Here is a 21,909-nt window from a genome sequence, read left to right as displayed (position 1 = left end):
CAGTTTTATGGAACACTTACAAACATGGTTGGATAATAGTGAAATACCTGTTATTACCGCTTTTCTGCTAGGTCTGCTGACTGCTGTAAGTCCTTGTCCATTGGCTACCAACATTACCGCTATCGGATTTATCAGTAAGGATATAGATAACCGCAACCGGATATTTACAAATGGTATTCTATACACTTTAGGGCGTGTATTGGCTTATTCCGCATTAGGCGCAATACTTATCGCAATACTCCGAAAAGGTGCGGATATGTTTGCCATACAAAAAGGTATCAGCGAATGGGGAGAACTGCTGCTTGCTCCTGCTTTGGTGTTGATAGGGTTGTTTATGCTATTCGGCGATAAATTGCAATTACCCAGGTTCGGATTTTCCGCTACTGAAAAGACAGAAAAACTAAAAGGCTCATGGGGCAGCTTGTTGCTGGGGATATTGTTTGCCATGGCATTTTGTCCTACCAGTGGGCTATTCTATTTTGGTATGCTTATTCCCATGTCGGCTATGGAAAGTGAGGGGTATTTGTTGCCTGTCATTTTTGCATTGGCAACAGGGCTTCCGGTTATGCTTGTTGCTTGGATCTTGGCATACAGTGTAGCAGGGATAGGAAAGTTTTATAATCGGGTGCAGACTTTTCAGAAGTGGTTCAATTATGTGGTAGCTATACTGTTTCTCTTGGTAGGCATTTATTATGGATTGATAAATTGGGGTATAATATGAGGATTTTGATTTTATGTACAGGAAATAGTTGCCGCAGTCAAATGGCGCATGGCTTCCTGCAATCGTTTGATAAGAATATACAAGTGCTTTCGGCTGGTACGCATCCGGCAGAGAAAGTTAATCCTTGGGCTGTTGAAGCAATGGCAGAAGTTGGTATTGACATAAGTAGGCATATTCCTACCGATGTGGCAACTTATTTAAGTGACACATGGGATTATGTGATAACCGTATGTGGTAATGCTAATGAAACATGCCCTGCTTTTGCAGGTAATGTAGGGAAACGGTTGCATATTGGTTTTGACGACCCCTCGGAAGCAATAGGAACAATTGACTTTATCAAAAGTGAATTTGAAAGAGTGCGTAATGAAATCAAGAATGAATTTACCAAGTTCTACATTACGGAGATAAAAAAACAAGAATTGCCTGAATGTGCTTGTAGCCGCTAATTTCTTAGACAGGTTGTTCGTGTTATTACAAATAACAATAAGGTTATGATACAAAGATTTGCTGATTGGCTGGTGTATGACATCTTCGGGTTGGATGCTTCAACAGCTTTAGGAGAAGCTGTTAACTTCTTCTTTTATGATACGATAAAGATTTTGATATTATTATTTTTTATCAGCGTGATAATGGGTGTTATTAATGCCTATTTCCCGATAGAACGTTTGCGCAATTATTTGACTTCCCGCAAATTATATGGATTGCAATATTTCTTTGCCGCCTTATTTGGTGCTATTACCCCGTTCTGTTCCTGTTCCTCCATACCGCTGTTTATCGGATTTGTGAAAGGGGGTATTCCTTTGGGAGTAACATTTGCCTATCTGATAACTTCGCCTTTGGTGAATGAGGTTGCCGTTGCTATGTTTATTGGTACTTTTGGGTTACGCATTACCTTTATCTATGTGATTAGTGGTATTCTGTTGGGTATGACAGGCGGACTTATTTTGGGTAAGATGAAATTGGAGCCTTATTTGAGTGATTGGGTAAAACAAATACAGCAAAATTCAACGTCCGACTCTGGAGCATGGGAAAAAGAGCATACTCCGTTCTTTAGACGATTGCCGATTATTATGCAAGAAGCCTGGGGGATTGTCAGAGGGGTACTTCTGTATATCCTTATCGGCATTGGCATTGGTGCGTTTATGCACGGTTATGTGCCGGAAGGATTTTTTGAACAATATATGTCTAAGGATAACTGGTTTGCTGTTCCTTTATCAGTTGTGTTGGCCGTTCCAATGTATGCCAATGCTGCCGGAATAGTGCCGGTGATTGAAGTTTTTGTAGCTAAGGGCATTCCTATAGGAACGGCAATTGCTTTTATGATGGCGGTTGTTGGGCTATCACTGCCCGAAGCTACGCTGTTGAAAAAAGTAATGACTTGGCGGCTGATTGGTATTTTCTTTGGATTGATAACCTTATTTATTATTGTATTAGGTTATCTTTATAACATTGTGTTATAGTGCCATAGTCGGCTTATGAGTTTTAAGTTCTCTTAAATTATCGTGTCTTTGGTCACGGACACTATACAAAGAAAACAACTCCTACAATATCAAGGTATTGCAGGAGTTGTTTTCTTAAAGTATTGTTTTGACTTGTCTTTCAGTGATCTGCTTAGGATTTTCTTTGCTAAGTTATTGTGTTGATATTTAGAGCTTTATGTCTTTTGCTTCAAGCATATCCCATGAATTGTCCCACTAATTTGCTACATGCTTTTGCTGTAGTTTGTTCATGGAGCATGCGAAAGCAAAGATAGTTTTCGTACAGACAAAACAAGATTCTATAAACTTTCAGTATTTGATATATCATTAAAAATGATAGCTAATATTTAAAATCATCGATTGTTCTGGTATATTACTTTAGCTTTTTCTATATTTGCAATAGCAAGTTCTGCATATTTTTTCATCATTTCGATACCTATGAAGTTTCTTTTCGTTTCTATTGCAGCGATAGCTGTAGTTCCACTGCCAAGAAATGGATCTAGTACTGTATCACCTTCATCTGTAAATAAGCGTATGACTCGTCGGGCCAATTCTATTGGAAACATCGCTGGATGTATGTTATTTGCACGTACACTTGGAATTTCCCATATTTGTCGATGTCCCCATTCTTTCCATTCTGTAGACGATAACCTATCCCGATTTACTAAATATTCACCAGGCTTCCAGAAAATATATAAATCTTCGGTTTCACTAACGGCCTTTAAAGTATTTGTGGTCCATTTGCTATTTGCCCAAGCCGGATCTTTTTTCCATATACGTTTGTCATAAAGAAATAATCCTGCTTCATATGCATATTGTTCAAGATTACCACCTACAAGTTTTACATGAGTTCCTGTTGCATATCGTCCGCCACGAATATTATTCCCATTTAATCTTCGGTCAATAGTTTGTTCACTGCATTTTAATACAGTTGCAATCTGCCTTCTATTAAATTCAGGATGTTCCTCTTTTACTTTAAGAATCATTTCTTTTGTAACAGCACATTTTCGATTGGAAGGATTAAGTCCCATAATACGTGGCATATTTTCGTCTTGGAAAGAAAGTATATCTGCAATATTAATAACAAGAAAACCACCAGGCTTTAATACATTATAGTGGAGGGATATAACAGTCTTTAGCAAAGACTGCCAAGATTCATATGAAGCATCCTTTTCATAATCTTTGCCAAGAAAATAGGGGGGAGACCAAAAAGAAAGTGAAAGAGACTCTGGCTTGATATTCTTCATCAATTCGCAAGAATCTCCTGTATAAACCGTATTAATTTGTAGAGTGCTCATAAATTCCTTCAAACATAAATTTCTTCAACACGCCACGAGTCAATTTTTTTAAGAATATCAAAAGAAACTCGTGCACGAATTTTCCTTGCATCCTTGCTTTTATCATCTTTTCCCGGGAAAAACAATCCAGGATATTTCCCTAAATAATTAGGATTATGGGTCAGCAGTAAACCATTAGGAATACATGCGATTTTAATCTTTTCAAGTGGTTGCCCGATTGTTTCATTCCCATTATAAAGCATTTTATATACAGGCTTAATAACAAATGTAACTAAAGGAGCTATTGTTCCATCACTTAAAACATAAACAGGTGAAAGAGAACATCGAAAATCATGTGATGCCATTTTACCATATGCTAAAATAGGATTATTGGAAACTCCATCCTCCGTTTGGTTCCAATCTCCAGAACCGGAAACTTGATATGGCGACATAACAGCATGGTTGAAATCATCACGAGGTCCAGCAGATTTAATATCAATGAAAACCCAAACAGAATCAGTAATACTAAGATCTTTTTTTATTCGTTCACTAGATATAATACATCTATCATCAGAACCAGAAGGCAATCCAGAGTCTTTGATTCCAAAATTTGACGCGAAATAACGGGATAGTTTATTACCAAAGACCTGTTCTCCAACCTCAATCCAAGGATATTGGTCTCCAATAGGAGCTCGTCCACGATCAAGGGGAGGATAGTTTTTCCAAAAGGGATACAAATACGATGCCTCATCATAATCTCTTTTAATTTCGGGAAGATGTAAATCAATAAAATGACGAATTTCATTCATTACAAATTTCTCAATATTAATTATGCAGTCAGGATTAATAGTATAGTATTCAACAGCATTTTGATATGATGTAAACTGTTTATTTATATATTCTTTGAACATATGTTGTTTAGATAATGTATTTACTGTTCGATTTTTTGATTGTTATTAATGGCAATAACTCTATTAGCTGTGTATGGTTTCACCTTCAATGAATGTTCTGTTTATTCTTGAGTTTGGAGATTTGTTGATACACTACTAATTTAGTCTAATACGCAAAGATAATACTATTTTGATAATCTACATGAAACACCCACAGGGTTTTCAGATTGATCCACAATTATTTAACTGAACCATGTAAACCTACGCAAATTGGGTATAAAAAAAGAGAGCTACTTTGATGTAACTCTCTGACTTTCAAGTGATCCGCTTGGTATTTGAAATTAGCCCTTTTTTATCGCTAAATATCAAGCGTTATCTTTTCTGTATCAGAGTCTTCCGATGTTTTGTTATAGCGTTCAATTTGAGTGAGTAACACAATGCGGTAACACAGATTTATAAACTCACACAGAGGGTACTCTTCACCCGTCTTGCCTGCAAAAGTAGCATTTCTTTTTGAATTTAAGTTCATTCTATGGGGCTATTTTCTCTTGTTACTCTGTTTTTTTAATAGAATCAAAGACTTCTAATTGTTACATTTTTGGTCACTTGGTAATGAAAACGTGTCATTCGAGTATGAAAAACGAGTATGAAGTAGATTTTTCTTATAATACGAGTTAAGTATTTGGAGAAAAGTGTTGGGTATTTTGTATTCTGCATGACCTGCCCTGTACTTTTGTGTCGCTTCCTGATTGAAGATACCGCAATCGGGAGAAGATTCACTTAAAAAAACGATCATGAAACAGGAAAACTATATCAAAGTAGTGAACGATGTGATTCATCGTATGGAGAGACACACCGATGTGGTGATGAATGTGAAGCAGGTAGCGGAATATCTGGGCTTGTCGGTCGATGCAGTACGCAAACGCTGCCAGCGTAAACAACTTCCCTATCATCTGAATGCCAAGCATCTTTATTTCAGCAAGTTGGAGGTGGATGCCGCTTTACTCAATCGCAAATAGTATGGAAGCAAGAGCCTTTGAGTATCTGAAACATTTTTGGAAGGAAAACGAAGTACGGATGTTTTCGGCAAGAGAAACGCAACTGTACTTCTTCCTTTTGGAAGAGTGTAACCGTCTGTATTGGCGCAATCCATTCGGATGCAGCACCCTAAGAATCACCAACAACCTCGGCATAAGCCGTCAAACCCTTTGCCGATTACGGGAAAGTTTGCAGGAGCGCGGACTCATCACTTACCAAGAGGGAAAGAATGAATCCGCTGTTCCCGGTTATACTTTATTGATAAAGCCTGACGAGCGAATCGTACAAAATGGAACACAGGACGGAACACCAAACGTGACACAAGATGGAACTATTATAAAGACATATAAGACAAAAGACAATATATCTATTATTCCTAAGGGAAAACTCTTGCCTTTGGATAGTTTGCAAAATATCTTGTGCGGTGACAAGGGGTGGTTGAATCATGTAGAGGAGTATTTGGGCAGACTGGGGCTGAAAATGGATGCAGCAAACATAAGGGAGAAAGTGGAAGAGTTCTTTCTTTTCCTGCAAACCAACGGAACGAAATCCAAGTCTGTGACCGATGCGCAAAAACATTTTGTGAATTGGCTGCTGAAAAAAGAAAACAACAAAGGCAACAGGCAGGAATCTTTGTCTTCTCAAAGAGTAGGAGTTAAGTTGACGGACAACAGCCCGGATAAATTCAAAAACATATCAGGATGGTAAATACAAATTCAAACGACATGATAGATTACAGCGCAGCCGTACGCAATTTTGCAGAACGGAAGATAAACCTGTATCCCCAACGGTTGCATATCCGTTTGCTTAACGCTAAAGAGGTGTTGGATGCAGGACTGAAATATTTCTTGGGGGATAGCTACTGGTGGCAATCCGAATACGATGAAGTGGCAGATTGGCTGACCGACAATAAAGGTCTCGGCTTGTTCTGTATGGGCAATTGTGGCAGGGGAAAGACTACTATCTGCTTACAGATTCTTCCCTGCATTATGCAACATTATTTCCGTAGGATATTCACCATTTGTCTGGCACGTGAGATGAATCACCATTATAGCGAAGTGATGCAGAAGCAACTGCTTGTTATTGATGATATAGGGCGAGAAGAACCGTACCAAGAGTATGGCAACCATTTCAATGTGTTCCCTGATTTCGTGGACGATTGCGAGCGCAAGGGCAAATTCCTTATCACGAATACCAATTGCACCAAGGAACAACTGGCGGAGAAATATGGAGAACGTACCCTTTCCCGGTTGAAAGCAACTACCCGGCTGGTGGTATTTGCAGGTGAGGACTTACGGTAGGCATGAACAGAAAGCCTGCTCTGTTATAGCCTACTATAACTACACGCTTCGCTTGAAGTAGTTGTGGGCTCTCCCGAGGGGCTTATGGCTCTGCCCTAAGAACCCATTGTGAAACCCGAATAAAGTAAGCTTATGACACAGAAGACATCCATCAATATCAAGCCTTGCAACATCGGCAGCAGCGAAGAACACAACAGGCGGAAAGCAGAATATCTTGCCCGTATCAACAAGGAAAGGCTATACATACGCACCGACCTGATGGCGAACAACGAAATGTGGGTAGCATCTGATTTGGGCAGCACATCGCTCAAAGAACGCTACAATCAGATAGCTGCGATGGTCAAGGAAAAGACAGGTCGGGCGATGCAGACCAAAGACCGTGAGCGAGTGAACAAGAAGACCGGAAAGGTGACCGTTGTCCGTGGCAGCACTCCGCTCAAAGAGGGTGTAGTGGTAATCAAGGAAGACACCACTATGGAACAGTTGCGACATTTTTGTGAGGTGTGCAAGGAACGCTGGGGTATCACACCCCTGCAAGTGTTTATCCACCGTGATGAGGGGCATTACAGCAATCCCCAAGACATTGCCACTTGGAAGCCCAATCTTCATGCGCATATCGTTTGGGACTGGATGGACCACGAAACAGGCAAGTCATGCAAACTGAACGAGAAAGCCATGTGCGAAATGCAGACCGTTTTGGCTGAGTGTTTGGAAATGCAGAGGGGAATCTCGAAAAGGCAGACAAGCAAGGAACATTTGGAACGAAACGACTTCATTATAGCGAAACAGAAATCCGAATTGCAACGCATAGACGCTGCCAAGCAGGATAAGGAATATCAAGTAAAACTTGCCAAGCTGGAACTCAAACAGATAAAATCTGAAATACGCACCGATAGACTCAAAAGCGCCGCCACTAATGTTGCTACTGCTATAGCAAGCGGTGTTGGTTCTCTTTTCGGAAGTGGAAAATTGAAAGAGCTGGAACATAGCATTAAAGAGTTGTATCAGGAGATAGCTACTCGTGACAAAAGTATTGATAAACTAAACATTCAAATCCAACGGATGCAAGAACTCCATAACAAGCAGATACACAATCATCATAGAATACACAGCCAAGAACTCGAAGCCAAAGACCAGGAAATATCACGACTGAATACTCTGCTTGAAAAGGCATTCAAATGGTTTCCTATGTTCAAAGAAATATTGAGTATGGAAAAACTATGCACAACCATTGGGCTAAACAAGGATACGGTGGATTGCCTTTTGGTAAAGAAAGAAGCCATCCACTGCAATGGAAATGTTTATTCCGAGGGACATAGGAGAATGTTTGAAGTCAGAAATGGCATCTTCAAGGTGGAGAGGAATCCGACCGATGAAGACAAACTTGTATTGACCATAAACAAGCAGCCGATAGGTGAATGGTTCAAAGAGCAAATGGAGAGATTACAGCAAGTTTTACGCAATAAAGCAAAAGAATCGAGGAAAAGTAGAGGATTCAAGCTGTAATTTTAGTTATACAAGATTCAACAATCCAATTAAATGATTAATTTTGCAATAAATATACTGTAACATATTTCAAAATGTATACTATAAATGAAAGATCTTATCAATTTTAAATTAGATAGTGACGAAACGCAGGTGGAATATTCTGTAGTTTCTCTTATTGATGAAAAATTAAGTAACCAACGGGCTATAATTGAAGAAAGTCTCTCTGATATCAATAGTCGAATTTCTAATGTGCAAAATTTGATTGATAAATCAATAAGGATATTGACAAACTAACAAATCATACAGACGGATTTGATAATCTTGTTGCGGTTAGTAGTGGAGTTTTATGTGCTCTTATTGATTCTTTTTTTGTTGGAGAGTTTAATTTTGCGGAATTTAAAGCTGACAGCCATAAACATATAAATAAGTTTATCGAAGCTTATGCAAAAAAGAATGGTTATAGTGGCGATGGGCGATTAAAAGGTGCTATTAGTTTTTTAGAAGGCAAATTCCATGTTGATCAAGATAACATTTGGAAAGCAACTGGAATTAGCAGTTCCAGACTTCATCATCTTGAAGATATTGCGCATCACCCTACTCCTATTGGGTTACTTGCAGCAATTATTGTATCTTTTCTGCGGCTAGGTATATTTGTAGACAAAAAGGGAAATTGGCATTTCCAAACAATAGATACAAGTCCTAAACAATGGCTTAAAATTTGGCTTCCCATCATAATCTCGGGTATATTATTGTGGCTCATTCATTTGGCAAAATCTAAAAATTCAGATAATTACAGCAAATTACCAAAACCAATAAAGAAATTGGTTCTTGCATTAGCTGCATCTCCTGCGGTAATTGAGGTTGTGCTAATTGCTTATAATTGGTTCGGGCATTTAGCAAGCGATATGGCAGGCTCCAAGAATACTGCTGGAGAAGGAATGGGGGTGCCTGGTTTATTTCTTTCTTTGTTGAAAGAAATAGCTTCTATTCCCCCATTAAATATGACTTCTTTATCAGGAATTGTCAGTGATATTTATTCAAAAGACAAGTTTGATATGAGAGCAGAGGTTGCAGTCGTTGAATATCTTGGAAAACAGGCAATTCCTATTATTCTGAATGAGATTATTGTCAGAACTTTCTATTTTGTACGTAGACTAATCATTGAAAAACAAAAATGTGAAAAATGGGCAGATGTTAATTGGAAAAATGTTATACCGGTTAATAATCGCACAATCAATAGAATGCTAACAATAGCATCAGGTACTTTTATGGCAGTTGATATGGCAGATGCAGCTATTCGCTCAGGTATGAAATCTGGAGGTGAACCAGCAGTATTTGCTTCTAATTTTATATTGCATATAAATTTTGTAGGCATTGGACGTTTTGCTATTGCTGTTTGGACAGACACTAAAATGGAATTTAAAAAACAAAAAAAAGACCGAGAACGACAATTGTTATACCAGCAGCAAATAGAGCTTTACAATGCCAAGATGATGTATAAAAATGCTGATATGTGGATATCTGCAAAAGACGCAAGTATAGCCGTACAGGAAACAACTGCAATTGCTAAACAATCTATATCATATTTTACAACTTCTTGGGATTCTATATCTGAGGACTTGAATTCTATATCAAATAATGAAGAAAACATCGAAAAAAATAATCCTGACCTAATAGACGAAATTAAAGATATACTCAACTAATGGATAATAATATAAATAACAATATTCAGTTGGTTCCTGCAAATTTAGCTCCTACTGTTCTTTCAAAAATCGAAACAATAAGCCAATCAGCTGAAAATGTAGAAAAAGCTTTAGAAGCAGCTAGAAATGCTAAGGATAGTGCTGACGCTGCAAGTAAAAAAAGTGCAGGTTGGAGTTTAACCGGTAAAGACAAGAAAGAAGCGATTGAAGCTCTACAAAATTCTGGTCTCGAGTTGGCTGTTGGTATTCAAAATATAGCAGACGCTCAAAAAGTAATGTTTGACAATTTAACAAATATTACAGATGCAACAAAATATCTTTTTGGATTAGGTGTCGCAAATATTGCTACTACAAGGGTGGTCATAGACACAATCACATCCGGTTTGAAGGACGCTTCTAAACATAAAATAAGCCAAAGGGCTAAAGAATCCTTATTAGGTGTTGTGCAACAGTTGAAAGCCCAAGAAGATTTATTTAATAAGGTAGAAAAGCTTTCAAATAGATGTAAGTTATTAGAGAAAGAAATTCTATCTATAAAAGGAACAGAAAATGCCCAATCAAATGAATTAAGTTTAACAGGACTAATCACAAAAATGCAAGAAAGCCATGATCTTTTACTCAAACAGATAAATACACAAACCAACTCTGCAAAATTTGAATTTCTGCATGAAATGAAATTATATTATAACATCAAAATTAATGAAGAAATTGAACGAACAAATAACACTTACGATAAAATAGGTTCTGCTTCTGATGCGATGGTTTATACAGAATCGCTTGTGGATAAAGTTCGTATAGATTCAGAGAAAAGGCTATACGAAGAAAAAAAATGTTAGAAAAAAAGACTTCTACACTAAATTTATGGTGTTGGATATTGGGGATAGTATCAATAATCAATCTACTTATATCCGCTTTTATGTTTTTATAGTCTCTTTTATACGGACTAAATTTGAACCGTCAATATGAATTCTTAGTAACAAATCAGTCCCCCATAGGGATATCATTATAGGGGGGCTAATTTGTTACTTCTTTTCAAAGATAGGTTTTTATCATGTTTTAGCTCCAATAATGATTTAATATATGTATATGTAGAGGGAAATAAAAATTAAATAGTTGATAATTTGATACATAGCTTTTATTCTTATACCTATACACGATTACAATCTTACATGAATCCCCTTTTGTACTAATTCCATTACTTCCACGTAAGGAATAACTTTTTATCCAGTTGCTGCGAAACCACTTGCATGGGCAGCTTCGCATAGATTTCAGTGGTTTTGATAGAAGTATGCCCCATCATGATTTGCAATACCTCTTTGGGAATACCTTGTCTGAGTGCCACTGTGCAGGCAAAGCTGTGGCGGGCCGTGTGCAACAGAATAGCCAAAGCAAGCGACTGTGGATAGGTAAAGATAAAATGTAAACCGTTAGGAATAAGCGATATTTCGGCATTTTGCGAAGTTGAGAAAATGCAAACTACAACAGAATATTGAGGTTGTTCAGTTACCAAATCGTTAGTCGGGCAGTTACCGAAACGGGAATAGGTAACGGCAAGCGATGAAAAGAAATCCTCACCGTTTTGTTTGCGTTAATACACAGTGTTTTGCGTATCAAGGGACGCTTATATGGCAAGTAAATTTGCACTTAAAATATAAGCGTATGAAAGTAGAAAAATTCAAGGTGCTGCTCTACCTCAAAAAGAGCGGACTGGACAAGTCGGGCAAGGCTCCCATCATGGGACGCATCACGGTGAACCGCACGATGGCGCAATTCAGTTGTAAGCTGTCATGCCCTCCCGAACTGTGGAATCCCCGTGAAAGCCGTCTGAACGGCAAGAGCAAGGAGGCGGTGGAAACCAATGCCAAAATTGAAAAACTGTTGCTTGCCGTCAATTCGGCATTTGATGCTTTGCTGGAACGTAAGCAGGAGTTTGATGCTATGGCGGTCAAGGATACGTTTCAAGGCAGTATGGACACCCAGATGACCTTGTTCAAACTCTTTGACAGGCATATCGAGGAAATCAGGGCGCGTGTGGGAATAGACGTGTCCCACCGCACACTCCCGAACTATCTTTATACCCGTAGCCGTCTTGCTGATTTCGTCAAAAGCAAGTTCAAGGTGTCCGACCTTGCCTTCTGCCAGCTCAACGAACTGTTCATACGGGAATTTCAGGAGTATATCGTCATTGAAAGAGGATTGGGAGTCCAGACGGTACGCCACTATCTGGCTATCCTGAAAAAGATTTGCCGTATCGCATTCAAGGAAGGATACTCGGACAAGTTGTATTTTGAACATTACAAATTACCCAAACAGAAAGAGACACCGCCGAGAGCGTTGTGCAGGGAAGATTTTGAGAAGATACGGGACATCGAGCTTACCGGATGCCGCCCGGAACATTCCATAGTCAGGGACTTGTTCCTTTTCGCCTGTTATGCCGGAACCTCTTATGTGGATGTGGTCGCCATCACTTCCGACAACCTCTCAAAGGATGATAACGGGGCTTTATGGCTGAAATACCGCAGGGGCAAGAACGGGCAGTTAAGCCGGGTTAAACTGTTGCCTGAGGCAATAGCCCTCATAGAGAAATACCGTGACGATACGCGAGCCACCCTGTTCCCCGTCATTCCTTATCAAGCCCTGAAATGGTGTCTGACAAGCATCAAGATGAAAGTCGGAATCAAAGGGCGGTTATCCTACCATATGGGACGGCACTCGTTCTCGACCCTGATGACACTCGAAAACGGTGTTCCTATAGAGACAGTCAGCAAGATGCTGGGACACGCAGATATAAGGACTACCCAAGTATATGCCCGTGTGACCCCGAAGAAACTCTTTGAGGATATGGACAAATACATCGAGGCGACAAAGGATCTGAAACTCATCCTTTAATCACATTAAAACAAGATAATTATGCGAAGTACATTTTCAATACTATACTACATTAACCGCAGCAAGGTCAAAGCTGACGGAACCACCGCCATTATGTGCCGTATCACGGTTGACGGCAAAAACAGCGTGTTTTCAACAGGCTATTATTGCATCCCCGAAGATTGGAAAGCCAAGACAGGAGAGGTGAAAAATATAAGGACAAACAACCTTCTTGGAGAATTGCGCACCAAGATAGAAACATTCTATGCCAATCTGCTGAAGGAAACCGGAATGGTTACAGCGGAGATACTGAAGAATGAAATCACCCGTGTAGCAGACATACCGGTCACACTGCTTAAAACCGGAGAGGAAGAACAGGAAAGGCTCAGAATACGCTCCGAAGTGATAAACTCCACTTCTTCCTATCGCCAGTCCAGATCCTCACAGGCATACCTTCACGAATACCTCCTGTCATTGAACAGGCGTGACATCGCTTTCGAGGATATCACCGAAGATTTCGGCTGGGACTATAAACTATACCTGAAAGCCAAAGGTTGCGGAGCCGGACATATCAACCACTGCCTTACATGGCTGAACAGGCTTATCTATATTGCCGTTGACAGAGAAGTTATCCGTTTCAATCCGCTTTCGGATGTCCCTTATGAAAAGAAGCCAGACTACAAGCTAAGACACATAAGCAGAGCCGAACTGCAACGGATTATGGAACAGCCCATGCCGGAAAGGTTGCAGGAACTTACACGAAGGGCGTTCATCTTTTCCTGTTTTTCCGGGTTATCGTATGTCGATGTGAAAAGGCTTTATCCCTCACATATCGGAATGACAGCGGACGGAAGACGTTTCATCCGTATCAACAGGAAAAAGACAGACGTAGAGTCCTTTATACCACTCCACCCAGTGGCAGAGCAAATTTTATCACTGTATAATACTACTGATGATAACAGTCCGATATTCCCTTTGCCTAAACGTGATATGCTGTGGTACTGCATCCACGAAATTGGCATTGTGGCAGGCGTCAAAGAAAACCTCAGCTACCATGCGAGCCGCCATTCGTTCGGAACTTTGACGTTATCAGCAGGTGTGCCGATAGAGAGTATCAGCAAGATGATGGGGCATACGAATATCCGAACGACACAAGGCTATGCCAGAGTTACTGACGATAAAATCTCGGAAGATATGGACAAACTGATGGAACGAAGAAAGATAATATCGGCTGGCGAAAAGAAAAAATCATAAATAATCATCATAAGATAAGGGAATTATGAACAGAGGAATAATAACAATCAGTGAAACAGGCGCAATTACAATCCCAACCGCTCCCGTGTGGATGACCAAGTTTGAGATAGCCGACCTGTTCGGGGTATTCTCGTGCGACATCCGTAAGGCGATACGGGCAATCTACAAAAACAAGGAGTTAAGCGAGGCTGATACGATGAAATACATCAAGCAGCTTGACGGCATCAGCTATGATGTGTATGACCTTGAAATGATTATAGCCATCGCTTTCAAAATATGTAGCAAAGGGACCCTTTTGTTCAGACGGTTCGTAATAAATGAAATCTGCACCACCAAGAAAGGAAGCCCGGTCACATTGTTTGTTTCCTATGGCAAGGGCGGCAACCTATGGTATAGTTGAGGTTCATCCCGTCAGCCACCCGTTCCCGATGCTCGTATGCAAAGGTAGCGTGTGGCTTTGACGGCATTGGCAAGGTCGAGCGGCAAAAGCCGTTTCGGGCAGAATCTTCCTCAAACGGGGTTGAGCGTATTCCGCCCGAAAATCTTGCCACTGCCAGCCACACGCTTGAAAGGCATCCGGCAACGGAAACAAGCGACTGACGGGAAATCAGGTTGCCGTCAGTTGGTAAGCAGAGCGGTAGCTGTCAGCCAGCATCCTTTCGATGTCGGATTCACGATAGAGGATTTTACCGCCCAACTGAATGTAGGCTATACGCCCCTCGTTACGGTAGTCCTGAAGCGTCCGGCGACTCACCTTCAACCGTGCCGACACCTCCTTGTCTGTGAAGAAACGCTCCCCGTTCAGTGTCGGGCGGTAGTTGGCGGTCAGATGCTCAACGTTGTCCAGCAGGCGGTCGAGGCTGCCTATGAAGTGGATTATCCACTCGTTGTCTTTGTTAATCAGTTTGTTCATATTACTCTGGATTTAGTGGGTATTATTGTTATCACTCTACTTAGTTCTCAGATTGTTTTTCCTCTGAACTTTGCTTCCTTTCGCCTGTCCTCCACAATGGAGATGATACGCTGCACGTCTTCGGGACGGTAATAGGTCTTGTGGTTGATTTGGCTGTATGCCAAAGTTCCGTTGTCCCGAAGCGTCTGCAACGTGCGTGGGCTGATGTTGAGCATCCGGCACACGTCCTGATTGTCCATCCACTCGCTCATTTTCTTTTCGCCGTGCCGATGGCAGATGGCATCCATCCGGCTGACAAAGCGGTCGAACTTGGCGACCAGTTCCTCGAAGGTCTTTCTCTCGATTGATACGATTTCCATATAGTCTTTCTTTTTTAATGATTGATGATTTTTCGTTTCCATAATTACACATATAGGCAGATTACCTCCTATAAGGTTCAGTGCCGAATCAATGTTACAGATAAGCAATGAATGACGACATTGCGTCATGAAGTCATTGAATCTATACGTCACCGAATTGTCGGATAACCGGGTTTCCGACGGTTCGGGTATCCGCTTCGGCAAGTGTCCGATGAAGCAGTTTTCGGGGTATTTTAATATTCCGTTTCTCATATCTTTAAATCGTTAGTTTTTTGAATTATGCTGCAAATAAACAACGATGTATTGGAACTTGTATAACTTCTCCGGCAAGTGGCAGTACGTTGCGCAGATTGGCACTCATTGACTGGGTTAAGTGCCTGTTCAATACTGTATTAATGATTTAACTTTACTCCCAGACAATAGGAGGCGTTGATGGCGGCGCAGCCGGAGTCCTGAAAGGTATCCCTCAATCCGACAGACGGAGGATTTTTGTGTCTTCAAAGACACAGCAAGATATATTTTCAGTTACCCGAATAATTCTAAGTAACTGAAAATGCCTTCACCGCCGTGGGCAGAATTATCCTCCGCAGTCGGATAATTTCGGGGTTCATTAATCAAAGATTAAGCAATGGACAAGCCATAAAATTGAAAGAATAAGAAGAATGAAAAAGAAGAGCAAGTACGGGAGAAATCCCAAATTGAACCCGAAGACGCACTGCGTGATGGTGCGCTTCGATGATGTGGAATGGAACAGGTTCCTGACGATGTACGAGGAATCTAACGTGTACGCGAAAGCCGTCTTTCTCAAGGCGCACTTCTTCGGACAGAAGTTCAAGGTGCTGAAGGTGGACAAGACGCTGGTGGACTATTACACCAAACTGTCGGACTTCCACGCCCAGTTCCGCTGCATAGGCACGAACTACAATCAGGTTGTGAAAGAGTTGCGCATCCACTTTTCGGAGAAGAAGGCGATGGCGTTGCTCTACAAGCTGGAGAAGTGCACCATCGACCTTGTGAAGCTGAGCCGGGAGATTGTGGAACTTTCGAGGGAGATGGAGGCTAAGTGGCAACAAAGATAGAGCCTGCAATTCCATCCTCAATGAATTATTGATAAGTGGACGTAGTGCTGGAAATCGGACAAATAGATAATAATGAAAAAAGGAAATGAATGCCGAAAATTGCCAAAACAACAAATCAAAGAAATTTATTCGTAATCACGTCTATGTTGTAAAGCCGATGTATGTCTGAAAACTCTATAATTGTGAGTAGTGGTGTGAAACTCTAATTTGAAAGACAGGGTATGGTTATGCATACTCTGTCTTTTCAAGATTAATCAACTACGACCTCAGTGAGATTTATTTTGTACTATAAAATTAATAAATGATTGAAGAACAGGATTGGTGTATTCACAACGATGACATATAGATATGGTTGAATGTACTTTTATAAAGTCCAATTCATATAAACGAACCCTATTTTCTACTCCCAATAAAGCCGATTTAGGTAATATTGCTATTCCCATATCATCTTCGACCATACGCACAATGCAATCTAATTCAGATACTTCATGTGCAATAAGAGGAGAAAATCCAATTGTATTGCAAATTGTTATTATCTGCTCATATAACCCACTTGCCAAATATTGAGGAAAGAAAATGAAAGGAAGTTTTGACAACAAAAACAATGCTTTATTCTCATTTAGGGATATAATTGGCTGTGTCTTTGAGGTAACTAGAACAAAATTTTCAGTATAAATTTCACGTAAATGTAATCCTTTTGCATGTATTGGAGTACGTAGGAAAGCAATATCAGTATCTTCATTTTTTAGCATTTTGAGTTGGTCATATACAGTATATTGCGATAGATGTAAATGTACATTTGGATATAAGCGAGTAAAACTTCTCAACGGTGGTAATATGGAATGTAGTACTGAGCCTACATAAGTAATACGCAAGTCTCCGATTTCTCCTTTTGCTATTCGTTTTACTTCTTTTTCTGCTGCCGTTATATTTTGTAAAATTAAATCAGCTTTCCTTTTTAGATATTCTCCTGCAGTAGTCAGTGTAACAGTACGTTGATTACGTTCAAGTAAACTTACTCCCAGCTCCTCTTCCAATTGTTTTATGGCTCTACTTAGCGGCGGTTGAGTTATATGTAACTTTTGTGCAGCTTTTCCAAAGTGCAACTCTTTTGCTAACACGCTAAAATATAATAGATTATTGCTATTCATACCTATAAAGTATTATTTTAGGTTTAATTTTATATCAAAGGTATTATAATTTTGCGGAACATTCAAGAGAATATAAATAAAATGTTTCATTTATAAAATTTAAGTTATGTTTATATTGATACTTACTTATAAGAAAGCACTAAATAAGGTTGATAAATATCTAGATGTTCACAAAGAATATTTGGATAAATTTTATGAGACAGGAGATTTTATTGCTTCTGGCAGACAAAATCCTAGAATAGGTGGCGTAATTTTGTGCAAAGCATCTAATAAACAAGATGTCGAAAATATCATTTCACAAGATCCGTTTTTCATTCATCAAATAGCAAAATATCAAATCATAGAGTTTGAAGTAAGTAAATGTATAGAAGAGTTTTCTTCTATCTTAACCTTATAATTTTCCAGTATTTACGAAATTAGAATCAATATGTATAATATACATATATCCCTTATCAACTAAAATTATGCACTGTTACTATTTTTGACAAGTTAAACATTGTAGCGTTATTTTAATAGGAATTGTTATCCTCCATTCGGTACTTGTAACTATGTAAGATGGAGGTATTGCTTGTTAATTATAATCGAATAAAGAACGGATAGTAAATATGGTAATACTATTTTTTGATTCAACTTATCAATATTGGTTTTACCCAATTGGTTATCTTCGACATTTAGATAGAGCAGAAGTTGGAAATACACAGTAATGAAATATCATTGGAAAATAGTTACATCTGGTTATCTGTTAATAGCATTGCTAATAGGTGGAATAGCTTACACTTGGCATAATGAATGGCAGGAGGTGGAAGCATTGGAGGTTGGCAATCAACAGATAGATGAGTTCAGGAAAGAGGTGAACAGTATTCATATCCGGTTGATAGAGTTTTCTTTGTTAGGAGAAACTGTATTGGATTGGAATGAAACGGATTTGGAGAATTATCATGCCCAACGTATAGCATTGGACAGCATATTATGCGGTTTCAATGTAACTTATCCAATTGAGCGTGTTGATAGTGTACGCTATCTTTTAGAGGATAAGGAACGACAGATGTTCCAGATAGTCCGGTTAATAGATGAGCAACAATCCATCAACAGGAAGATAGCCAGTCAAGCACCGGTTATTGTGCAGAAGATTGTGCAGGAACAGCCCAAGAAACCCAAGCGTAAAGGTTTCTTGGGCATCTTCGGCAAAAAAGAGGAAACGAAGCCAACGACAACAACGACGACGCTTCGTTCACCCAATAGAAGCATGGTCAGCGAACAGAAAGAGCAAAGCCGCAGATTGTCGGAACAAGCCGACAGTCTTGCAGCCCGCAATGCAGATTTTAACAGGCAGTTGAAGGGGCTAATCTGTCAAATAGAAAACAAGGTACAAGCCGACCTGCAAGGACGGGAAGACGAAATAATCGCTATGCGTGAAAAGTCATTCATGCAAGTAGGCGGTCTGATGGGATTTGTTCTTTTGCTGTTGTTAATTTCCTACATCATCATATATCGTGATGCAAAGAGAATCAAACGATACAAACGAAAGACAACGGATTTGATATGGCAATTGGAACAATCCGTACAATGGAACGAGGCATTGATAGCTTCAAGAAAGAAAGCGGTACATACAATCACCCATGAATTGCGTACACCGCTGACGGCAATAACAGGTTATACCGAGCTGTTGCAGAAAGAGTGCAATAGTGGTAATAACGGACAATACATCCAAAGCATACAGCAATCATCCGGGCGTATGCGGAATATGCTCAACACACTGCTTGACTTCTTCCGTTTGGACAACGGCAAGGAACAGCCTAAACTGTTACCCTGCCGCATTTCAGCAATCACACATACCCTTGAAACGGAGTTTATGCCTATAGCCCTGAACAAAGGACTTTCCTTGACCGTGAGAAATGTAAGCGATGCTGTTGTACTGACCGACAAGGAGCGGATAATCCAAATTGGGAACAACCTGCTGTCAAACGCTATTAAGTTCACGGAGGAAGGTGGTGTATCACTTGCAACAGACTACAATAACGGAATTTTGACCCTTGTCGTTGAGGATACGGGTACGGGCATGACAAAAGAGGAACAGCAACAAGTGTTCGGTGCGTTTGAACGCCTTTCAAATGCCGCCGCAAAAGACGGCTTCGGACTTGGGCTTGCCATCGTGCATAACATCGTGACAATGCTCCACGGAACAATACGACTGGAAAGCGAGAAATGGAAAGGAAGCCGTTTCACGGTGAAAATTCCTATGCAGATTGCCGAGGAAGTTCAAGACCAATCAATACAAACCTATATTCGCCAAAAGGATAGAAACCTCAATATTGCCGCCATCGACAATGACAAGGTGCTGCTCCTGATGCTGAAAGAGATGTACGCACAGGAGGGAATACACTGCGATACCTGCACCGATGCGGCGGAACTGATGGAAATGATACGCCGGAAAGAATACAACTTGTTGCTGACGGATTTGAATATGCCCGGTATAAACGGTTTCGAGTTGCTGGAACTTTTGCGCTCGTCCAACATAGGCAATTCACAGACAATCCCCGTGGTTGTGGCAACCGCTTCGGGCAGTTGCGATGCGGAAGAACTTTTGGAACGTGGCTTTGCCGGATGCCTGTTCAAGCCGTTTTCCATATTGGAACTGATGGAGGTTTCCGACAGATGCGCCATAAAAACAACTCCCAATGAAAAGATTGATTTTTCTGCTTTATTATCCTACGGCAATGAAGCCATCATGTTGGAAAAGTTGATAACGGAAACCGAGAAAGAAATGCAGGCGGTTCGTGATGCAGCAAAAGAGAAAGACCTGCAAAAACTGGATGCCCTGACACACCATCTGCGCAGTTCGTGGGAGATACTTCGCGCCGACCAACCGTTAAGGGTGCTTTATAGAGTGCTTCACAATGGGGTAACGCCAGATGATAACACCATTCAGCAAGCGGTTAATTCTGTGCTTGATAGAGGTGCGGAGATAGTTCAACAAGCAAAAGAAGAAAGGAGAAAATACGAAAATGGATAAGACAAGAATAATCGTTGTGGAAGACAACATCGTGTATTGCGAGTATATCTGCAATATGCTGGCACGGGAAGGATACGATACCGTACAGGCTTACCACCTCTCGACAGCGAAGAAACATCTGCAACAGGCGACGGATGATGATATAGTTGTTTCGGATCTACGTTTGCCCGATGGCAATGGAATAGACCTGTTGCGCTGGATGCGCAAGGAGGGCAGGATGCAGCCGTTCATCATCATGACCGACTACGCCGAAGTGCATACCGCCGTGGAAAGCATGAAACTCGGTTCGATAGACTATATACCTAAAAAACTGATTGAGGACAAACTCGTACCCCTTGTCCGCTCCATACAAAAGGAGCGTCAGTCTGGACACAGCCGGATGCCCGTATTCGCCCGTGAAGGTTCCGCCTTTCAGAAAATCATGCATCGGATAAGGCTGGTAGCCGCCACCGACATGAGCGTGATGATATTCGGGGAGAACGGCACGGGCAAGGAGCATATCGCCCACCACCTGCACGAAAAAAGCAAACGGGCTGGCAAACCATTCGTGGCGGTGGACTGCGGGTCACTCTCCAGAGAACTTGCGCCATCGGCTTTCTTCGGACACGTCAAAGGAGCGTTTACAGGTGCAGATAGCACCAAGAAAGGATACTTCCACGAGGCGGAAGGAGGTACGCTATTTTTAGATGAAGTGGGCAACCTTGCGTTGGAAACCCAGCAGATGTTGCTCCGTGCCATACAGGAAAGGCGTTATCGCCCTGTCGGTGACAAATCTGACAGAAGTTTCAATGTCCGCATCATCGCCGCCACCAACGAGGATCTGGAGGCGGCAGTGAGCGAAAAGCGTTTCCGGCAGGATTTACTCTACCGCTTGCGTGATTTCGAGATAACCGTTCCGCCGTTGCGTGACTGTCAGGAGGACATCATGCCGCTGGCGGAGTTTTTCCGTGAGGTAGCCAACAAGGAACTGGAGTGCAGTGTAAGTGGCTTCTGTCCCGAAGCCCGAAAAGCGTTGCTGACCCACGCATGGCCGGGCAACGTGCGGGAGCTTCGGCAGAAAATCATGGGAGCCGTGTTGCAGGCTCATGAAGGAGTTATCACGAAAGAACATCTTGAACTTGCCGTGCCGAAGCCGACCTCACCCGTCAGCTTCGCCCTGCGTAATGACGCGGAGGATAAGGAGCGGATAATGCGTGCGTTGAAACAGACAAACGGCAATCGGTGTGCCGCCGCCGAGCTGTTGGGAATAAGCAGAACAACTCTATACGGCAAACTTGAAGAGTATGGACTTAAATATAAATTCAGGCAACCATAGCCGATTTTGTTGAATTTGACTATCTGCAAAGGTTTATTATTCAAAAAATAATATTATCTTT

The 21,909-nt window shown here is 40.9% G+C and carries 25 protein-coding genes; 18 read left to right on the top strand and 7 right to left on the bottom strand.

Annotated features, from left to right (window positions below; genetic code table 11):
* Positions 1-7: 7 nt before the first annotated feature.
* From QYT14_RS14005 to QYT14_RS13995, 3 genes are read left to right on the top strand one after another with little or no spacing between them, the layout of a single operon-like run.
* The gene (locus QYT14_RS14005; RefSeq protein ID WP_288325702.1) at positions 8-721 is read left to right on the top strand and encodes an aromatic aminobenezylarsenical efflux permease ArsG family transporter; all 714 of its coding nucleotides are present in this window, start codon (positions 8-10) and stop codon (positions 719-721) included.
* A complete protein-coding gene (locus tag QYT14_RS14000; protein ID WP_288325703.1) occupies positions 718-1,167 on the top strand; it encodes an arsenate reductase ArsC in 450 nt (149 codons plus the stop codon). Before QYT14_RS14005 ends, QYT14_RS14000 begins: the two co-directional genes overlap by 4 nt.
* Positions 1,168-1,212: 45 nt before the next feature.
* Positions 1,213-2,181, top strand: a complete 969-nt coding sequence (locus QYT14_RS13995) for a permease (protein WP_288325704.1) — start codon at positions 1,213-1,215, stop codon at positions 2,179-2,181.
* Between the two features lie 371 nt (positions 2,182-2,552).
* Here the strand turns inward: QYT14_RS13995 and QYT14_RS13990 are convergent, their stop codons facing one another.
* The 3 genes from QYT14_RS13990 to QYT14_RS13980 form a co-directional block, all read right to left on the bottom strand.
* Positions 2,553-3,509 carry a site-specific DNA-methyltransferase gene (locus QYT14_RS13990; RefSeq protein WP_288325705.1) on the bottom strand — a complete coding sequence of 319 codons (957 nt, stop codon included), beginning with the start codon at positions 3,507-3,509 and terminating at the stop codon, positions 2,553-2,555.
* Positions 3,506-4,387 (bottom strand): BglI family type II restriction endonuclease, encoded by an 882-nt coding sequence (locus QYT14_RS13985; protein ID WP_288325706.1) that lies wholly within the window; start codon positions 4,385-4,387, stop codon positions 3,506-3,508. Before QYT14_RS13985 ends, QYT14_RS13990 begins: the two co-directional genes overlap by 4 nt.
* Positions 4,388-4,724: 337 nt before the next feature.
* Positions 4,725-4,895, bottom strand: a complete 171-nt coding sequence (locus QYT14_RS13980) for a hypothetical protein (RefSeq protein WP_288325707.1) — start codon at positions 4,893-4,895, stop codon at positions 4,725-4,727.
* 265 nt (positions 4,896-5,160) lie between these two features.
* Between QYT14_RS13980 and QYT14_RS13975 the strand changes: the two genes are divergently transcribed.
* From QYT14_RS13975 to QYT14_RS13940, 8 genes are all read left to right on the top strand, one after another.
* On the top strand, positions 5,161-5,385 hold the full coding sequence (locus QYT14_RS13975) for a helix-turn-helix domain-containing protein (protein ID WP_288325708.1): 225 nt from the start codon (positions 5,161-5,163) through the stop codon (positions 5,383-5,385).
* A 1-nt stretch (position 5,386) separates the two neighbouring features.
* Entirely contained in the window at positions 5,387-6,112 is a 726-nt protein-coding gene (locus QYT14_RS13970) for a hypothetical protein (RefSeq protein WP_288325709.1), read from the top strand.
* A complete protein-coding gene (locus QYT14_RS13965) occupies positions 6,106-6,705 on the top strand; it encodes a hypothetical protein (protein ID WP_288325710.1) in 600 nt (199 codons plus the stop codon). The genes QYT14_RS13970 and QYT14_RS13965 overlap by 7 nt, the downstream gene beginning before the upstream one ends.
* A gap of 132 nt (positions 6,706-6,837) precedes the next feature.
* On the top strand, positions 6,838-8,211 hold the full coding sequence (locus QYT14_RS13960) for a mobilization protein (protein WP_288325711.1): 1,374 nt from the start codon (positions 6,838-6,840) through the stop codon (positions 8,209-8,211).
* An 87-nt stretch (positions 8,212-8,298) separates the two neighbouring features.
* Complete coding sequence (locus QYT14_RS13955; RefSeq protein WP_288325712.1) at positions 8,299-8,487, top strand: hypothetical protein; 189 nt, start codon at positions 8,299-8,301, stop codon at positions 8,485-8,487.
* Between the two features lie 219 nt (positions 8,488-8,706).
* Complete coding sequence (locus tag QYT14_RS13950) at positions 8,707-8,838, top strand: hypothetical protein (RefSeq protein ID WP_288325713.1); 132 nt, start codon at positions 8,707-8,709, stop codon at positions 8,836-8,838.
* A gap of 119 nt (positions 8,839-8,957) precedes the next feature.
* Positions 8,958-9,896 carry a hypothetical protein gene (locus tag QYT14_RS13945; RefSeq protein WP_288325714.1) on the top strand — a complete coding sequence of 313 codons (939 nt, stop codon included), beginning with the start codon at positions 8,958-8,960 and terminating at the stop codon, positions 9,894-9,896.
* A complete protein-coding gene (locus QYT14_RS13940) occupies positions 9,896-10,732 on the top strand; it encodes a hypothetical protein (protein WP_288325715.1) in 837 nt (278 codons plus the stop codon). The genes QYT14_RS13945 and QYT14_RS13940 overlap by 1 nt, the downstream gene beginning before the upstream one ends.
* A gap of 359 nt (positions 10,733-11,091) precedes the next feature.
* Here QYT14_RS13940 and QYT14_RS13935 read toward each other — a convergent pair whose 3' ends face one another.
* Positions 11,092-11,406 (bottom strand): tyrosine-type recombinase/integrase, encoded by a 315-nt coding sequence (locus QYT14_RS13935; RefSeq protein WP_288325716.1) that lies wholly within the window; start codon positions 11,404-11,406, stop codon positions 11,092-11,094.
* Between the two features lie 149 nt (positions 11,407-11,555).
* Here QYT14_RS13935 and QYT14_RS13930 point away from each other — a divergent pair, with 149 nt between their 5' ends.
* Genes QYT14_RS13930 through QYT14_RS13920 form a run of 3 tightly spaced genes read left to right on the top strand, consistent with a single transcriptional unit; the run spans position 11,556 to position 14,418 of the window.
* Positions 11,556-12,785: a site-specific integrase gene (locus QYT14_RS13930; RefSeq protein WP_244058014.1), complete on the top strand. Its 1,230-nt coding sequence runs from the start codon at positions 11,556-11,558 to the stop codon at positions 12,783-12,785.
* A 21-nt stretch (positions 12,786-12,806) separates the two neighbouring features.
* The gene (locus QYT14_RS13925; protein WP_244058013.1) at positions 12,807-14,018 is read left to right on the top strand and encodes a site-specific integrase; all 1,212 of its coding nucleotides are present in this window, start codon (positions 12,807-12,809) and stop codon (positions 14,016-14,018) included.
* A gap of 25 nt (positions 14,019-14,043) precedes the next feature.
* Positions 14,044-14,418, top strand: a complete 375-nt coding sequence (locus QYT14_RS13920) for a hypothetical protein (RefSeq protein WP_244058012.1) — start codon at positions 14,044-14,046, stop codon at positions 14,416-14,418.
* Positions 14,419-14,625: 207 nt separating this feature from the next.
* Here the strand turns inward: QYT14_RS13920 and QYT14_RS13915 are convergent, their stop codons facing one another.
* Together QYT14_RS13915 and QYT14_RS13910 are read right to left on the bottom strand one after the other, a co-directional pair.
* Complete coding sequence (locus QYT14_RS13915; protein WP_244058010.1) at positions 14,626-14,931, bottom strand: helix-turn-helix domain-containing protein; 306 nt, start codon at positions 14,929-14,931, stop codon at positions 14,626-14,628.
* 47 nt (positions 14,932-14,978) lie between these two features.
* Positions 14,979-15,290, bottom strand: a complete 312-nt coding sequence (locus QYT14_RS13910) for a helix-turn-helix domain-containing protein (RefSeq protein ID WP_244058132.1) — start codon at positions 15,288-15,290, stop codon at positions 14,979-14,981.
* 662 nt (positions 15,291-15,952) lie between these two features.
* On the opposite strand from QYT14_RS13910, the gene mobA reads away from it, so the two are divergent.
* Positions 15,953-16,369, top strand: a complete 417-nt coding sequence (mobA, locus tag QYT14_RS13905; RefSeq protein ID WP_244058009.1) for a conjugal transfer protein MobA — start codon at positions 15,953-15,955, stop codon at positions 16,367-16,369.
* Between the two features lie 266 nt (positions 16,370-16,635).
* Here mobA and QYT14_RS13900 read toward each other — a convergent pair whose 3' ends face one another.
* The gene (locus QYT14_RS13900; protein ID WP_244058008.1) at positions 16,636-17,520 is read right to left on the bottom strand and encodes a LysR substrate-binding domain-containing protein; all 885 of its coding nucleotides are present in this window, start codon (positions 17,518-17,520) and stop codon (positions 16,636-16,638) included.
* Positions 17,521-17,626: 106 nt separating this feature from the next.
* Here QYT14_RS13900 and QYT14_RS13895 point away from each other — a divergent pair, with 106 nt between their 5' ends.
* The 3 genes from QYT14_RS13895 (at position 17,627) to QYT14_RS13885 (ending at position 21,848) form a co-directional block, all read left to right on the top strand.
* Positions 17,627-17,917: a YciI family protein gene (locus QYT14_RS13895; RefSeq protein ID WP_244058007.1), complete on the top strand. Its 291-nt coding sequence runs from the start codon at positions 17,627-17,629 to the stop codon at positions 17,915-17,917.
* A 306-nt stretch (positions 17,918-18,223) separates the two neighbouring features.
* Positions 18,224-20,533: an ATP-binding protein gene (locus QYT14_RS13890; RefSeq protein WP_288325717.1), complete on the top strand. Its 2,310-nt coding sequence runs from the start codon at positions 18,224-18,226 to the stop codon at positions 20,531-20,533.
* Complete coding sequence (locus QYT14_RS13885; RefSeq protein ID WP_244058005.1) at positions 20,526-21,848, top strand: sigma-54 dependent transcriptional regulator; 1,323 nt, start codon at positions 20,526-20,528, stop codon at positions 21,846-21,848. Before QYT14_RS13890 ends, QYT14_RS13885 begins: the two co-directional genes overlap by 8 nt.
* Positions 21,849-21,909: the final 61 nt, after the last annotated feature.

Source organism: uncultured Phocaeicola sp. (assembly GCF_948499155.1).
GTDB classification, from domain to species: domain Bacteria; phylum Bacteroidota; class Bacteroidia; order Bacteroidales; family Bacteroidaceae; genus Phocaeicola; species Phocaeicola faecalis.
The sequence above is the reverse complement of the archived record's forward strand: the minus strand, read 5'-3'. Positions and strand labels throughout refer to the sequence as shown.

Excerpts from the sequence above, each read along its gene's own strand:
- QYT14_RS13920 (WP_244058012.1), top strand. The coding sequence starts at position 14,044 with ATGAACAGAGGAATAATAACAATCAGTGAAACAGGCGCAATTACAATC.
- QYT14_RS13915 (WP_244058010.1), bottom strand. The coding sequence starts at position 14,931 with ATGAACAAACTGATTAACAAAGACAACGAGTGGATAATCCACTTCATA.
- QYT14_RS13940 (WP_288325715.1), top strand. The coding sequence starts at position 9,896 with ATGGATAATAATATAAATAACAATATTCAGTTGGTTCCTGCAAATTTA.
- QYT14_RS13930 (WP_244058014.1), top strand. The coding sequence starts at position 11,556 with ATGAAAGTAGAAAAATTCAAGGTGCTGCTCTACCTCAAAAAGAGCGGA.
- mobA (WP_244058009.1), top strand. The coding sequence starts at position 15,953 with ATGAAAAAGAAGAGCAAGTACGGGAGAAATCCCAAATTGAACCCGAAG.
- QYT14_RS13925 (WP_244058013.1), top strand. The coding sequence starts at position 12,807 with ATGCGAAGTACATTTTCAATACTATACTACATTAACCGCAGCAAGGTC.
- QYT14_RS13910 (WP_244058132.1), bottom strand. The coding sequence starts at position 15,290 with ATGGAAATCGTATCAATCGAGAGAAAGACCTTCGAGGAACTGGTCGCC.
- QYT14_RS13950 (WP_288325713.1), top strand. The coding sequence starts at position 8,707 with ATGTTGATCAAGATAACATTTGGAAAGCAACTGGAATTAGCAGTTCCA.
- QYT14_RS13890 (WP_288325717.1), top strand. The coding sequence starts at position 18,224 with ATGAAATATCATTGGAAAATAGTTACATCTGGTTATCTGTTAATAGCA.
- QYT14_RS14005 (WP_288325702.1), top strand. The coding sequence starts at position 8 with ATGGAACACTTACAAACATGGTTGGATAATAGTGAAATACCTGTTATT.
- QYT14_RS13975 (WP_288325708.1), top strand. The coding sequence starts at position 5,161 with ATGAAACAGGAAAACTATATCAAAGTAGTGAACGATGTGATTCATCGT.
- QYT14_RS13885 (WP_244058005.1), top strand. The coding sequence starts at position 20,526 with ATGGATAAGACAAGAATAATCGTTGTGGAAGACAACATCGTGTATTGC.
- QYT14_RS13960 (WP_288325711.1), top strand. The coding sequence starts at position 6,838 with ATGACACAGAAGACATCCATCAATATCAAGCCTTGCAACATCGGCAGC.
- QYT14_RS13955 (WP_288325712.1), top strand. The coding sequence starts at position 8,299 with ATGAAAGATCTTATCAATTTTAAATTAGATAGTGACGAAACGCAGGTG.
- QYT14_RS13900 (WP_244058008.1), bottom strand. The coding sequence starts at position 17,520 with ATGAATAGCAATAATCTATTATATTTTAGCGTGTTAGCAAAAGAGTTG.
- QYT14_RS13895 (WP_244058007.1), top strand. The coding sequence starts at position 17,627 with ATGTTTATATTGATACTTACTTATAAGAAAGCACTAAATAAGGTTGAT.
- QYT14_RS13980 (WP_288325707.1), bottom strand. The coding sequence starts at position 4,895 with ATGAACTTAAATTCAAAAAGAAATGCTACTTTTGCAGGCAAGACGGGT.
- QYT14_RS13995 (WP_288325704.1), top strand. The coding sequence starts at position 1,213 with ATGATACAAAGATTTGCTGATTGGCTGGTGTATGACATCTTCGGGTTG.
- QYT14_RS13970 (WP_288325709.1), top strand. The coding sequence starts at position 5,387 with ATGGAAGCAAGAGCCTTTGAGTATCTGAAACATTTTTGGAAGGAAAAC.
- QYT14_RS13965 (WP_288325710.1), top strand. The coding sequence starts at position 6,106 with ATGGTAAATACAAATTCAAACGACATGATAGATTACAGCGCAGCCGTA.
- QYT14_RS14000 (WP_288325703.1), top strand. The coding sequence starts at position 718 with ATGAGGATTTTGATTTTATGTACAGGAAATAGTTGCCGCAGTCAAATG.
- QYT14_RS13985 (WP_288325706.1), bottom strand. The coding sequence starts at position 4,387 with ATGTTCAAAGAATATATAAATAAACAGTTTACATCATATCAAAATGCT.